The sequence below is a fragment of the Pristimantibacillus sp. PTI5 genome (genome assembly GCF_048572955.1).
Taxonomy (GTDB): Bacteria; Bacillota; Bacilli; order Paenibacillales; family Paenibacillaceae; genus Pristimantibacillus.
The window spans coordinates 5,931,580-5,945,590 of the sequence record NZ_CP183886.1 but is presented as its reverse complement, the minus strand read 5'-3'; the positions used below and the strand labels follow the sequence as shown (position 1 = coordinate 5,945,590).

The window sequence follows — 14,011 nt, the reverse complement described above, 5'->3', positions numbered from 1 at the left end:
ACGATTTCCGCAGCAATACGTCAAAAAAAGGCGGTCGAAAGACCGCCATTACGTGACAGGTTATAACAGCCTTCTCAAAGCATGTCCGATACAATAGCAACGAGGTGATAAATGATGCGAAAAAAATTCATTAAACTGACAGCGGCATGCGTATTAACCGCTATTGTCCTATATTCCGGCAGTTTGCAATCACAGCCTGCATCCGCGCTTACGAATCCGTCAGCCATCTATGAGCCTGTGCAACAACAAGCCGAGCAATGGGCAGCGGAACTGGCGTCCCAGCCTTCATTCCATGCTTGGAAACAAGCTTCGCTTGTCGTTTCCCCGATCGGGCCAGGTACGCATAGCTGGTTAGTGCTCGTTAAGCAAAATAAACTTACGGTCGGCTACCTCATCATCAACGCCGTAGAGACTGGCGGTTACCAGCTCGGCGAGTATGGGACAAGCAGCAGCCCGCCATTTAATGAAGGCACGCTTTCCAAATCCGTCCAGCAGCTCGAACTGCTTCATCCCGCATCCAGCATCGAAGCTTTATACGTGAATCCTCTGCTCGCAGCCTGGAAGGTGGCATCTGAGAAGGAAACCTATTATACCGATGCTGCCAGCGGCGAAAGCCTTCCTATCGGGGAAAACGATTGGTTGGCTGCCGAATCACAAAAACCGGTTAATCAAGGGCGTATGCAAATCGGAGCCAATGCAGCACTTCTAAAGCAAGTGTCTTTGCCCTCATTTAATGCCTATGATAAGCTTCCATGGTTAACGGATCGGCCGATATCATTAAACGCATCCTCTTATAATTCCCTATTTGCAAAAATAAACAACAAAGAACAGCTCCGGTATACCGCTGAGCTGTTCGATGGACAAATGCTATATGTTTGGTCCGTTGTCGGATATAACAAATGGGACAGCGGCCAGCTCTATGTCGCTCTTGAAGCTGGCGAGGATGGTTTAGACCGCCGTTACATTCCGGTCCCGCTGCTAATTGAACTTGGCCGCTTTTACCGTTGACGCTGCGCGCGTCCCCGCCACCAAAGCATAATGCTCATCGGCCCCCAACCGAACCACCGCGTCAGCCAAGGCTCTCTCCGCGCTTTGGCTGACGTTCTTGATTGTTTTCTCTCTTCTCTCGGCGTTTCCATATAAGTCACGAATTTCTCCGTTACGAACTTCACGTACTCATCGCCTTTAGCCATTTGAATGCTCCCCCTTAACTCCTTATGAAATGATAAATTCAGTTTGCCCTGCAGTGATCGAATGTAAACATGCATGAGTTATCCATCTAAAAGACAATCTAACCGTATGTCAAAGTGATCTGGAGGAGTTACTCGTATGTTCCGTAAAATAATAATGAGCTTTCTCGCATTATGGCTCGCTGCGGTCAGCCAGCCGATCGGCGCTTTTGCATGGCCGTTAATTCCGGCAGGCTCCAAGCAGGATTGGGCGCTGCCAACTACCGTCGTCATTATTGACGCCGGTCACGGAGGCATTGACGGAGGGGCTTCGGCAGCCGAAATTTTGGAGAAAGACATTAATTTAGCAGTAGCTCGGAAGCTGTACTTTATATTACGAAGCCAAAACATCCCCGCTGTGCTAAACCGCACGGGAGATTACGCTTTAAGCGATGATAACCGCTGGCATATTACGCGTTCCAGGCATCGCAAGGATTTGTCGCAGCGGCGGCAGCTTACCCAGGAAATTGACAGTGAGCTGCTCGTAAGCCTGCATGTGAATTGGTCGAAAAAAAGCTCGAAGAAAGGCCCTCTCGTATTGCATCAGAATAGCGGTGAAAGCTCCTTGCTTGCATTTTGCATTCAGGATGCGCTGAATCGACAGCAAAATACGGCCTTCCTCCCGAGGGAAGGAAAGCCGTTTTATTTGCTCAAACGCATTGAGGAGCCTGCCGTCATCGTCGAAATGGGTTTTATCAGCAGCGAACATGACCGTACGATGCTGACAGACCCCAAGCGCCAAATGGAGGTTGCCGAGGCGATTGCGTCAGGAATTAGGCAGTATAAGTGGATCGTTCACTAACCCGCCGCTAATTAAGTCGGTCAGCTTAACAAAGCGTACGTTTGGCTGCATGACGGGTATGGATTGTTGGAGGACCGATGCCGTGAATTTCCCTGGCGGTCCGACATGTCCGATCGTAATGCAGCTCTCGTGCGACTCAAGATGCTTGCGAAGAACGCTGATTTGCTTTGAGATATGCTGTACGGTATACACATCATCCAGGAACACATCGTTGGAAACAAACGGGACGCCGAGCTCCGCTGCGATTTTTGGCACTACCGTCTTGTAGGTTGTACGGCTATCGAGAAAAAAGAGGCCCCGTTCCTTGCATACGCCGAGCACGATGCGCATCATCCTCTCGTCAGCTGTCACCTTCGAGCCCATATGATTATTCATACCGATGGCATGAGGCACATCATCTATAGCAGCCTCAACCCGTTTCCGCACCTCATCATCGCTGAGATCCGTCGTTAGGGCGCCTGGACCCAGCCAACTCTTTAGACCCTTTTTCGGCTCCATCGGCATATGAACAATGACATCATGCCCATGTTTATGCGCTTCTTCTGCGTCTTGCTTTGTCGTCGGCATAAACGGCATAATCGCTGCCGTAATTTTAATCGGAAGCTCCATCATTTCCGCTGTTCCGTTCATGCCATTTCCGAAATCATCAATCACTACAGCGACCGTTCGCCGTTCTTCGTTGACTCCCGCGTCAGGTACTCGGATTGCCGCATTTTCCGCTGAGACTGCATAAGTGCTCGGATCTCCAACCGCCATTATTATGCCAATAAATACAACAGCAGCCGTTCTCCTTAAGGGGAAGCATCTCTTATTATGTATAGCCAATCTTGATCTTTCTTCTAATTCGTTAATCTGTCTGCTCATTGCCGCACACGCCTCTCATCTTTTAGGATTAGTGTTTGTGTACAAGCTGGAAAATATGCTGAAACTTACAGCGTATAAAAAAGAGGCCTTAGCGGGGCCTCTGGGTCTTATCATTTTAATCCATCCGTCTTGCTTAGGACATCCTGTGTAATTTGCTCAAGCGTGATGCTCGCCAGCTGGTTTTCCATCGCCTTCTGCGCTTCATGAAAGGCGGTTTCTAGAGAAGATTGAATATGGCGGCCAACCGTGCATGCCGGATTCGGTTTCTCATGAATGGCAAAAAGCTCATCTTGCCCATTGTTGTTGACAGCATTATAAATATCCAAAAGCGTAATCTCGCCTGCCGGCCTTGTTATCACGGCTCCCGCAATGCCGGCGCTTGTTGTTACTAGACCCGCTTTATTCAATGAACCTATGATACGCCGAATGACGACAGGATTAGTATTCACGCTGCCAGCGATAATGTCTGAAGTCAATCTTGCTGCCTTACTCGTCTCGAGTAACGTCATAATATGAACCGCTACCGCAAACCTATTGCTAGTCAACGCGATCACCGCCTGTCATGAATTCCATTTTCCGTAATGTCCATCATGTAAGCATTATAGTTACATGCTGTTGGAATTGTCAATCTCAGTTGCTGCTGTCTGCGCCAGACAAATCCGGGGCAAAAGTTACTTTTCCGCCTGTTAATGAGGCAACTCTTGCCAAAGAATGGACAAGATAACCAAGCTCGATCAGCTTATTCCTACCTGGCTGGAAAGCCTTCTCGATTACGATGCCGATACCGGCGACGGAAGCACCCGCTTGCTCTGCAATTCGAGCTAATCCTAACGCCGCATCGCCATTTGCGAGAAAGTCATCGATAATCAACACACGGTCCTTCGCTTCCAAAAACTTGCGCGACACCGTGACCTCACTCTCTTCCTGTTTCGTGAAGGAGTATATTTTTTCCGTGTACAAATCATCCTTAAGCGTTAAAGACTTACGCTTTCGCGCGAATAGGAGAGGCACATTCATTTGCAGAGCGGTCATGACTGCAGGCGCGATCCCCGATGATTCCAGCGTGATCACCTTCGTGATTCCTTTCCCCTCAAAGAATGCCGCAAAGGCTTGGCCCATGCTGAACATAAGCTGCGGATCAACCTGATGATTTAGAAAAGAATCTACCTTCAGTACATTCTCATTTAATACAATGCCTTCCTCTAAAATCTTTTGTTCTAATTGCTTCACAGCAGCTTCCTCCATTTTTCTAAAATAATATTGACAATTCCATCTTCTTTATGATAAGATGCTTTTTGTTGAAACAAGTTATGCGGTCGTGGCGGAATTGGCAGACGCGCTAGATTCAGGTTCTAGTGGTGTAACAGCCGTGGAGGTTCGAGTCCTCTCGACCGCATCCTTATTAGCATTTATGACTATTCTAGACGATATTTAATCTAGTGGTCAATATTAGACCCCATTTTGTAAATTCAAACCACTTAATTATCATGACACTAAATTCATGATAGGGAGTGGTTTTTTTGTTGCTTAAATTTGCAATTCAGAATTTTATTGGAGATAGGGAATATAAAAATTTATCCATCAACACGATTAAAGCGTACCAAATGGAACTGAACACGTTTCATGCTTATTGTGTATCACAAGAAATGATTAACGTCGAGGATATTACACAATCTTTTGTGAAGCAGTATCTTGTCTATTGCCAAAAGGAACGGAATAATAATCCGACAACTCGTAATACCAAGTTACGGTCAATCAAAGCATTTTTTAATTACCTCGAAGATGAAGAAATCACAAAAAGTCCTTTAGCAAAGATGCACTATGTTAAAGAACAGATTAAAATAGAAGCCTTCACGGACAATCAAATCAAAACCATGCTTACACATTACTCTCGAATCAAGAACTATGATAAATCCTATATTGCTTATCGTGATTATGTGATTATTCTAGTATTACTTGGAACAGGTGTACGTTTAGGTGAGTTGATCAATTTGAAATGGTCTGATGTTGATTTAACTAATCGTATAGTAACTGTATTTGGTAAGAAAAGAGAATTAAGCAGTATTCCCATGACCAATCGACTTGTGCTCGAACTTTCTGAATATAAATTATTTTGCCAGCAACACTATAAGACGATGCCAGATTATTTATTTGTTTCGGCGCGTTCAAAGATGCAAATGACACCTGATGCAACAAAGTCCATTTTTAAACGGTTAAAAGCATCTATGCTGTTTAATGACAAGGTGCGAATTTCTGCACATACCTTTCGGCATACCTTCGCTCATATGATGCTTATGAATGGCTGTGACGTATTTACATTGCAAAAGATGCTTCGACATACTGATATTAAAATGACTGAGAAATATTTAAGTTTGTGGGGTACAGCATTGGCAGAAATAAATAACAAGTTTAATCCTTTGTCTAATATTGACATATGATGCATGAATCTCATCATTAAGACAATAGATTTACAAAGCAGAGTATCAAGGGCAACACTATTAAAGTCGATTTCTGACATAGTTCAATGCTGAAATTAGATGAAGTTCATTTGTACTGCCGTGTCTTAGTAGATATTATCAAATAATTATCACTCACACCAAAAACAGCACCTAGTCAAAGGACTAAGTGCTGTTTTTCTTTATGCGCCTTCATGTATCGCTTAACGCAATCCTATCGCATCAGCAAGCATTTCCATACAAACCTCATCAGAACGCCACAGACCTAAACTGGAAAGCGTCAAAGCACACCAGAATCGCCCGCTCCTGTTACTAATTAAAATTCGGATTTGATGATGAAAAATTATAGGTTAAATTCTTTTTACCCATTGTTAATATCCTTTGATTCTTAACACTCCATAATTTCAAAATCTGATTGCGATAAGTAACATCATACATAAAGTAATCATCTAAGTAACTACAAGTTCTCTAATTTCTATTGATTTCAAAGAACCATAAAGTGTTTTTAAGCTATTCATTGAAATATCTATTAAAGGTTCATACATAAACGAATTAAGATGAATATTCTCAGGAGTCATTAAGCTAACCTGTTCTAGTAATGCTAGTTCATCCAAATCAGATGTTCCTAATGATTTATACAACGAAAGCAGATTACCAGTTTGATTTGATTTAATTTTTTCAATTTCATTAGTATTTCCATGCTCATTCTTTATTCTTTTCATCATTAAATCTTCCGCTAATAATCTTATTCCCATTGAAATAGCCACTTTATCTTCAAGAATAATATCAACATTTTCAGTCTTCTCATATATTTTCTCACATACATCTATTACCAGATTATATACACTTTTCGTCTCTCGATGTTCAGAAATCACTTTTTCTTTTGCCCAAACTTCATTTATCACACCTTCAAGTTCTTTTATTGTAATTTCTTTTGTTTTCTTTGAGTCTCCAAATTCAACTAAGTGTAATAATTTAGTCAAAAACAAATAATTATCTGATTCATCTGAATCTACATATTCAACAATATTTCTTATGAATGGAATAGATGCTATAAGAATCGTATCATTCTTATGTAACTGATCTTTCCAAGTGTTAAAAACATTTTTCAAATATTTACCTTTTATCAACTCAATACCATCTGTTTTTTTCATAACCATTAAAGAATGATTTCTATCTAATATCCTTGAACTAACTGTTCGATAAAAATCAAAATTGTGAGTCAATATTAAAAAATTAAACAACCCATGTTCTACATTTTCTTTTAGATATTCAATTATTGCGTACTTATTTTTGTAATCGAAAGATTCCGCAATATCATCAGCAATAACTAATACATTTTTCCCAGCTATTTTTAACGCTTCAATTTCAAAAATAATATTCATTAAGTATAAGGCTCTTCTTTCTCCACCACTCAATAAAGTATTAAGCTTACCTTTATCAATTACTTTTGTTTCACCACCCTCATGATATTCAAATACTAAGGCTGGTACAGAGTTTTTCAGAACAACTTCCTCTTGATTTTTTATGTGAACACGAAAAGGAACATAAAATCTATTCGTAAATATGTCTACAACTTTTCTCCAATTCTCATTTTCTTTTGCGGCTATTTGTGATATTTCTGTTATTTGTTTAGCTGCTTTTTCATATTCAGAAACAAGAACTTCAAATTGTTCATGATTAAGTTTTAATATAGTTATCCATGCTCGCATTTTGAATTTATCATAGTCAACTAAATAAGTTATTAAGCTTTGGTCATTTTCAATGACATTTCTAAACCTTCTTAATTGTTCGTTTGCGTCTAACTTTTTGTCAATTTGCTCAAATTTCTTTACTAATTTTGGGTCTTTTAATATCTCTGTTTTCTCATTTTGAATTATATCTATTAATTCTTCATATGATTTTATTGTTTCCCCATTTCTTAACAAAAGATGATGTTCAGCATTAAAAAAGCCATTTGCCTTTAAGCTTTCATTAATTTTATCTGCATTGTATTGACTAAACGTTCCCTTTTTATAAAAAGTAGTTTTCTCCATCAATTCATTATAATCAGCATCATATTGTTTGAGTAATTTTACATTATTAGCGTCTTTCAAAAATTTTTCTGTCTTCTCATTAAAAAGTACGGAATAATTTACTTGCTCGAAATCAATTTCTACTTCCTCAATTTTATCCAAATATGTATCTTTAATATATTTGAATAATTTCAACACATCCGTATCGTTTCCGTTGAATGCTCTTATAATTTCATCCTCAATATTAAATTTAGGTTCAAAATACTGTTTCAACACTGTAATGAAACTCTCATTTTTTTCATTAATTTCACTAACTATATTCAGATATTTTCTTCGAATATCTTTATTTACAAGTAAATTAGATACATGTTCAGAATTATAATTCTCATTATATGAGTCAATTACAAATACTTCCTCAGGAAGAATGTCATCTCCATTACTTTTTTTAACCTCACAAAGTGATTCTCTCCCAAAAATTTCTTCAATAGGACTCTTCCCTTCTTTGATCTGCTTAAAAGTTTTAGTGAATGAAGTTTTCATAGTGCCGTTCGATGCATAAAGTACATATGCATTTTTTTTATTAAAATCAAAGGTCGTAGAAAGCGATTTGATACCGTAACAATTCTTCATTGAAACATTTAACTTATTCATTATCATCCCTACTTTCAATTTTGATAATTCCTTATTTTAATATAGTGGTCTAAGAACTAGTATGACTATCAGACTATATGTAATTCAATGGAACATAGTTGAATGGTATCATATTTTGTATAAATTTGTAATGAAATAGCTGTATCTACCACAAAAAAAAGAGACAGTCTAAGCGACCGCCTCTCTTCCCACCTTATCCAAATACGGCTACAACATTCATACCTTGTACAGTAGCACCGCCAAAATCCCATATGCCCTGAGGATGCGCCTTGCCGCTGACACTAGAAAGTCTCAAATGATCTCTACCTCTATTTCTAAGTATCCATTCTTCTCCATTAGATGCTGAACGCTTCTGATGCTAATACGATTAAATGCCATATTTGTTATACGGTTCACCATATGTATCTAAACACAATGTATCTTTTGACCACATGATATAAATCAGCATATAAAGACAAAGCCACTCCTGCTAGTGGAGAGTTTCTTTGGATAAAAATTCTCTTTTATTAAATCAATAACATTTTGTCCATTTTTTTAACTAATCCTTTAATTCAATATTCAACTGTTCTAGCAACCGCCTAACCACTTCATCTGCTTCTTTTTGTTGCTTGTAATCGCTCGTACAAAAACGTATCATTTCTAGCTGATTTTCTGCATCCTTTACAAGTAGAGCAAACTCATTTGGTACAGCTATCCAAGCCAAACTACGCCCTAAATCAGCAATGCTATAGATGCCTTCCTTAAATTTTCTACAAGCAAGTTTCAATTCAAACAGGTTGTCTTGCAGGCTGTCTTCCTTACTGGTTTTCCAGCTAGCATCCCTTTTTCCGTCATGATTTGGCTTCCTTACGTTGTCGATACTATTTTTGTCACACGTTCCAAAAGTAATATAATTATGATACATGATTAGCCCCATAGCCATCATACGGCTTAAATTTTTGATAAGGGTCATCTTCCCAAAAGCAAATTTCACATATATCAAAATGACCATCATTTTCCAACGTCTTATAACCACAACATGGGCAAGTGTACTTTTGCAACAGTAACCCCTTTGCTTTTACAATCGTGCTTTCGTCAACGTATAACTCCCATTATACCATATATTGGTGTTTTCATGTTAACGTATCGCTTCAAATGACCGTTGATTTTCTGCGTGGAAGTGTATGCCCATGTAAACAGATTCCAATATCAAATATAACTGTAAACCACCCCTGTATGAATATACATGTGCATCATCTAATTTTAGTAAATTACAGATGAATACCATCCCGCTTGCTGTTCAATGAATAGAAGAAGACCATATTTTGATAGGTTTCACATTCAATCTATATGGAATTACTTCGACTTCTCTAGCTTCTTTAGTTCAGCGTACAATGTAGCTTTAGGTATGCCAGTGGTCTTGATGATTTCACTTACGGATAGTCCGTTTGTCTCTCTCTCAGCATACATCTTCAATGCACGTTTGATGATGCTTGCATCCTTTGCAGGACGACCCATGTGAGTACCTTTAGCTTTAGCACGTTCTCTGCCTTCTGTTGTGCGATCTACTATCAAGTCTCTCTCAAATTGTGCAAATGAGCCTAGCATGTTAAACATTAGAGATTGCATAGGACTAGCCTTCTCAACAGCTTCAAAGTATAGATTGTCCTTTAAGAACTTCACATTGATACCTCTAGCAAGCAAGTCATTGACAATTCTGTTCAAGTCGATGATGGAACGTGCTAGACGGTCTATCTTTGTTACTACAAGCGTATCACCGTCTGACATTGCTTCTAATAGTTCCTTCAATGCAGAACGTTTCTCTGTGGATGTTCCAGTAACTTGCTCATGATAGATGTTAGCGCAGCCTGATTCTTTAAGAAGTTGCTTCTGAGTCTCTAGTCCATTGTCCTGCCCTACTGTCGAGGTTCTAGCGTATCCGTACATTGTCATTATAATTACTCCATCCGTCTAAAAGATTGTTTACTTCTATACTTTTTATTTTAGACTATCTTTTGGACGATTACAAGTGCAAATGTTTTCGACTTTTAAACTGTTTTTATGCTATGGCAGAAGTCGAAACTTCCGGACTTTATGAACGGTCAATTTATATATCTCACCTTCTCTTACAATCTATGATGTATTGCTTATGAAGGGGGATTAGTGTATTTTGGAGACAGTTAAGGAATCACCGAGAAGCCTATTGAGGGGATTGAATTATGGAATCTGGGTTCGTTTATATTCTAATCAATCAATCTATGCCTGGTCTTTTAAAAATCGGAATGACGACACGCGACACAGTAGAGCGTGTCTTGGAGCTTTCGAGCGCCACTGGTGTGCCAACACCGTTTATGCTTGCATACAAAAAGCAATTTGCCAATTGCAAACTAGCAGAAGAAAAAATGCATTCACTGTTAGATGAGTACCGCGTTTCATCGGGCAGATAATTTTTTAAATTGGAGCCACACGAAGCTATCAACTTACTGATTTCGATACCAGAAATTGAAACCTCTAGCGCACTTCAACATATTACGGAAACGAAGTCTTCGGATTTAAAAGAAGATTTAACTAGACAGGCAAAGTCGTTCTATTAAGGCACCGATGGCGAACTTCAAGACTATATGGAAGCGTTCGAACTGTTCAACAAAGCCGTTTTGCTTCAATCTAGCGTAGCCATGCAATACCTCGCACGTATGCACCTTAATGGGCAAGGATGCAGGAAAAACACAAATCTTGCAGTAAATCTGTTCAACAAAAGCGCGAAACTGGGTAACATGAGCGCATACGCAGAACTTGGAGTCACCTACTTGATGCACAATAAAATTTCAAATGAAACCACTGCGGCACAGGTATGGAACATTTATTTTTCGCGTGTCACCTCAGAAAATCACACCTCGCTTCTATCAGATTTGCCTTTTATGGACACACTCGTTGGATACATGGAATTTCAAGGACGTATTTTTTTGGAAGACAAAAGCAAGATTTCTTTATTTAAACAATCGCTAATAGAACATTTTCAAAATGAAATACAGAGAATTGATAGTAAAACATTTATGTTCGCGGAAATAAAGGGGACAATGTTAGAACGCCCCAGAAGGCTAGTAGCATACTTGAAGGAAAACTTTTGACGGGGTTCTTCATAAGCCATTTCGGACTACAATCCTTGTCCTGTATCAGCATCTGTATTCCGCATTCTATGCAATAATCAATGGTGTCACCGTATACATACCAATATCGCCTGATTGTTTTTACGATTCAAGGTATTTTCTTCAACACTATACTATCAATGTAGCAATTTCATTTGCTTCAAGTCATCTTCAAACATGATTACTTTTGGATAGCCATTACCTGCAATCCTAGCTTTTCTTTTAGCATCTTAACTACTCCATGCAATACTTCTTAATGATTTCAAACATGCATACGCTGAATGGAAACAAGGAGCTGTTACAGCAGTTGAAGCTACGAGAAAGCTAGACATGAAACCTAATACATTCTACCGTCGAGTGAAAGAGTACGAGCAGCAATCACAGTAAAATCTATATTAAACGTAGTAGCTGTAGTTATACGATCTTTATCCTTATCGTAAATGTATCGGTACACTATCGGTAATTCGCAAACATAAAGAATAAACCTCTTATATTTACAGGCATTTACTTATACTAATATCTTAATTTAAGAATCCTATCGTTAAACACTAATAGCTAATGAATACATAATAATATGATTTTCTATTGGTATCGCATCGTAAATAATTCGCATGATTAAATCTGGATGCATGTGTTATTATTGGTGTATAATCCAAACCTTTTGATGTTCTTTAAACTAACGGACAAGATCCTTCAACGGCAGCCTAGTAATAATTTCACTTATTCAGTTATCTATGAAGGAAATCGTGGAATCAATAAAGAACACTAATTCCGATTTTTCTTTTCGTTAAGGGGGAAGTTTGTTGACTTGGTTAGTAGAGAACAAGGAGAACATCGCTATCATCATTAGCCTTGCAAGTTTTATTATATCGGTCTTCGCACTTCTGTTGAACTTCCAAAGAACACGGATTGCTGTTCGAGAGGATAAAGACAAACAGAACCAAAAGAAGAAAGCAAACCTGAAACTTGATCGAACTAAAGAACCTGGGTCCAAACGGTTGAATGATGTACTAATAATCACCAATGACGGCAAAGGGAAAGCAACGAATATTTCGTTAACTTTCGTAAACAGGGACGGTCAAATAAATCCGTTGTTTGGCGAATTACCTACTGTTTTACAAGGTGAATCTTCGGTTAAGATCGGAATGACTATTCACGGTGGTACAGCGCCACCGTGGGACATAACGGTATCATGGGATGATGACTTCGAATTAGGGAATAATTACACAACGAAAATGAACTAAACAAGTAAGTAGCCTTGTCTAAATCATTTACGGTTCTACAAAAGAATGGTGTAGGTTTACTTACGGGACACGTTAGTTCAATAATACATGTTTCATAACAAAGCAATCCCATCTCTATGTGAAATGGGATTTTTGCCTTGCAAAATTAATGCCGTATTCATATTAGTTAGCCCTAATCATTGCCCAATAAATAAGAATAGTCTCTATCATCCTGTTTCGAGAACTGTTTACTCTGTCTGTAATTTTGTTCATTATCATATTCAATTGCATAATGTTCTTTGTTCGCATCACTAAAAGCAGAATATACCTTCATAACATGCTTCTCTGAATTTTCTTGTTCAATTATCACATTTGCCTTCTTCTTTAAGTTATCCATTCTTGCTTTCCCAGAAGCACTACTCTTAGAAATAGCATCGATCCGTTTTCTGCCTTGTTCCTTTGCAAGATCACAAGTAGTAGTAAAATATACGTATATATCGTTTTCATCTAGGTAGTCTGTTCCAAACAAATTATGTGGACGAGTTTCTTTCGATTCAGTAGAATTTTTCTTTGATCGCTTCACCGTATTTGCTTCTTTGCTAGGATCACTTTCTTGTTTAGTTGGTGTCTCAAAATACTTATTTGTCTCTCGACGTATCTTCCCATCATGAGTAGTATAATAATCCCCACTATGTTTCGTGATAAGACCCTTCTGCATACAGTCTGAAATAATACTAAAGGCAGTTTGATGACATACACCTAATACACTTGCCCATTCTTTAAATGAAATGCTGTAGCTTATTTTAGAACGCCATTTAACATATGTTAGGACTTTCAGTTCAAAGACAGATTCTGTACGGGAAAACATATCGTCATCAGCAGCAGTATAACCTTTATATATAGAGCCACCACTTTTAACTGATTCTTTATATATGGACTGTTTAATTTCAGGGATGGTAATATCTAACATTGTGTTGTTTTTAAGTTCACCATCACTATGAACAATCTTAATATAACCCTTAGAATGCAAACTAAGAAGAGCAACACTAATTCGTTTTTTACCCCTAGAAAGATTCTTCTGATCTAATAACATTATAGAGTTTAGTAACTCTATGTTGAGACGTGCAAGGTTAGGATTCCTTGCAATAACTAAAGTACCAATATGATAAAACATTAGAAATTCATCATTAGTGGTAAAATACTCTGTTTCATGCGCAAACATTCTATTAGGTATTGCTACATAACTCATAAATGATATCGCCCCTTATTAGCGCACTATCATCCTACAGCATTATGTTTTCAGTTCATGTTATGTATGGTTTGTTTTTATGTTTTATTCTTTTTATGGTATCTACTGTCTAGATGATGTATGTGTGCATACATGATTTTGATAATCTAACTAATAACGTGTACGGAATAATACATACTTTAAGAGATCAATGTATGTATATGTACATAAAATTATGGAATAAATTTAACAGGAATGCCCATCTTTTTATTACATAACCTCCTCTTATCAATGTCTATATATTTATGATAACAGAATCAACAGTACCCGCAAACGTCCGTTAGAAAAAAATAATCATAGCTACTTTGAAATAATAACAAAGTATAGAATGGAGAAGATTGAGGAATGACGAGGTTGG

The 14,011-nt window shown here is 38.3% G+C and carries 13 protein-coding genes, 1 tRNA gene and 2 pseudogenes; 8 read left to right on the top strand and 8 right to left on the bottom strand.

What is annotated here, in order from left to right:
- Positions 1-111 precede the first annotated feature (111 nt).
- A complete protein-coding gene (locus ACN6MW_RS26220) occupies positions 112-1,008 on the top strand; it encodes a hypothetical protein (RefSeq protein ID WP_419872777.1) in 897 nt (298 codons plus the stop codon).
- Here ACN6MW_RS26220 and ACN6MW_RS26215 read toward each other — a convergent pair.
- Positions 999-1,193 carry a YqzE family protein gene (locus ACN6MW_RS26215; RefSeq protein ID WP_364141362.1) on the bottom strand — a complete coding sequence of 65 codons (195 nt, stop codon included), beginning with the start codon at positions 1,191-1,193 and terminating at the stop codon, positions 999-1,001. The two genes, ACN6MW_RS26220 and ACN6MW_RS26215, sit on opposite strands and share 10 nt — an antisense overlap.
- Before the next feature lie 136 nt (positions 1,194-1,329).
- Here ACN6MW_RS26215 and ACN6MW_RS26210 point away from each other — a divergent pair, with 136 nt between their 5' ends.
- Positions 1,330-2,031: an N-acetylmuramoyl-L-alanine amidase family protein gene (locus ACN6MW_RS26210; RefSeq protein WP_419872776.1), complete on the top strand. Its 702-nt coding sequence runs from the start codon at positions 1,330-1,332 to the stop codon at positions 2,029-2,031.
- Here ACN6MW_RS26210 and ACN6MW_RS26205 read toward each other — a convergent pair.
- The 3 genes from ACN6MW_RS26205 to ACN6MW_RS26195 form a co-directional block, all read right to left on the bottom strand.
- Positions 1,996-2,895 carry a divergent polysaccharide deacetylase family protein gene (locus tag ACN6MW_RS26205; protein ID WP_419872775.1) on the bottom strand — a complete coding sequence of 300 codons (900 nt, stop codon included), beginning with the start codon at positions 2,893-2,895 and terminating at the stop codon, positions 1,996-1,998. The genes ACN6MW_RS26210 and ACN6MW_RS26205 overlap by 36 nt on opposite strands.
- Positions 2,896-3,005: 110 nt before the next feature.
- On the bottom strand, positions 3,006-3,404 hold the full coding sequence (locus ACN6MW_RS26200; RefSeq protein WP_419876453.1) for an Rrf2 family transcriptional regulator: 399 nt from the start codon (positions 3,402-3,404) through the stop codon (positions 3,006-3,008).
- A gap of 121 nt (positions 3,405-3,525) precedes the next feature.
- Positions 3,526-4,125, bottom strand: coding sequence for a xanthine phosphoribosyltransferase (locus tag ACN6MW_RS26195; RefSeq protein WP_419872774.1), 600 nt, complete (start codon positions 4,123-4,125; stop codon positions 3,526-3,528).
- Between the two features lie 82 nt (positions 4,126-4,207).
- Between ACN6MW_RS26195 and ACN6MW_RS26190 the strand changes: the two genes are divergently transcribed.
- Positions 4,208-4,291, top strand: a tRNA-Leu gene (locus tag ACN6MW_RS26190).
- A 115-nt stretch (positions 4,292-4,406) separates the two neighbouring features.
- Entirely contained in the window at positions 4,407-5,333 is a 927-nt protein-coding gene (locus tag ACN6MW_RS26185; protein ID WP_419872773.1) for a tyrosine-type recombinase/integrase, read from the top strand.
- 467 nt (positions 5,334-5,800) lie between these two features.
- Here the strand turns inward: ACN6MW_RS26185 and ACN6MW_RS26180 are convergent, their stop codons facing one another.
- From ACN6MW_RS26180 to ACN6MW_RS26170, 3 genes and pseudogenes are all read right to left on the bottom strand, one after another.
- Entirely contained in the window at positions 5,801-8,017 is a 2,217-nt protein-coding gene (locus ACN6MW_RS26180; RefSeq protein WP_419872772.1) for a hypothetical protein, read from the bottom strand.
- 805 nt (positions 8,018-8,822) lie between these two features.
- A pseudogene (locus ACN6MW_RS26175) lies at positions 8,823-9,057 on the bottom strand (CPCC family cysteine-rich protein); the annotation flags it as partial.
- 295 nt (positions 9,058-9,352) lie between these two features.
- The gene (locus tag ACN6MW_RS26170; RefSeq protein WP_419872771.1) at positions 9,353-9,949 is read right to left on the bottom strand and encodes a recombinase family protein; all 597 of its coding nucleotides are present in this window, start codon (positions 9,947-9,949) and stop codon (positions 9,353-9,355) included.
- A gap of 266 nt (positions 9,950-10,215) precedes the next feature.
- Here ACN6MW_RS26170 and ACN6MW_RS26165 point away from each other — a divergent pair, with 266 nt between their 5' ends.
- From ACN6MW_RS26165 to ACN6MW_RS26150, 4 genes and pseudogenes are all read left to right on the top strand, one after another.
- A complete protein-coding gene (locus ACN6MW_RS26165; protein WP_419872770.1) occupies positions 10,216-10,443 on the top strand; it encodes a GIY-YIG nuclease family protein in 228 nt (75 codons plus the stop codon).
- 174 nt (positions 10,444-10,617) lie between these two features.
- On the top strand, positions 10,618-11,124 hold the full coding sequence (locus ACN6MW_RS26160) for a tetratricopeptide repeat protein (protein WP_419872769.1): 507 nt from the start codon (positions 10,618-10,620) through the stop codon (positions 11,122-11,124).
- A 273-nt stretch (positions 11,125-11,397) separates the two neighbouring features.
- A pseudogene (locus ACN6MW_RS26155) lies at positions 11,398-11,529 on the top strand (recombinase family protein); the annotation flags it as partial.
- A gap of 416 nt (positions 11,530-11,945) precedes the next feature.
- Positions 11,946-12,386 carry a hypothetical protein gene (locus ACN6MW_RS26150; protein ID WP_419872768.1) on the top strand — a complete coding sequence of 147 codons (441 nt, stop codon included), beginning with the start codon at positions 11,946-11,948 and terminating at the stop codon, positions 12,384-12,386.
- Positions 12,387-12,558: 172 nt separating this feature from the next.
- On the opposite strand, the gene ACN6MW_RS26145 is transcribed toward ACN6MW_RS26150, so the two are convergent.
- On the bottom strand, positions 12,559-13,614 hold the full coding sequence (locus tag ACN6MW_RS26145; RefSeq protein WP_419872767.1) for a hypothetical protein: 1,056 nt from the start codon (positions 13,612-13,614) through the stop codon (positions 12,559-12,561).
- Positions 13,615-14,011 lie beyond the last annotated feature (397 nt).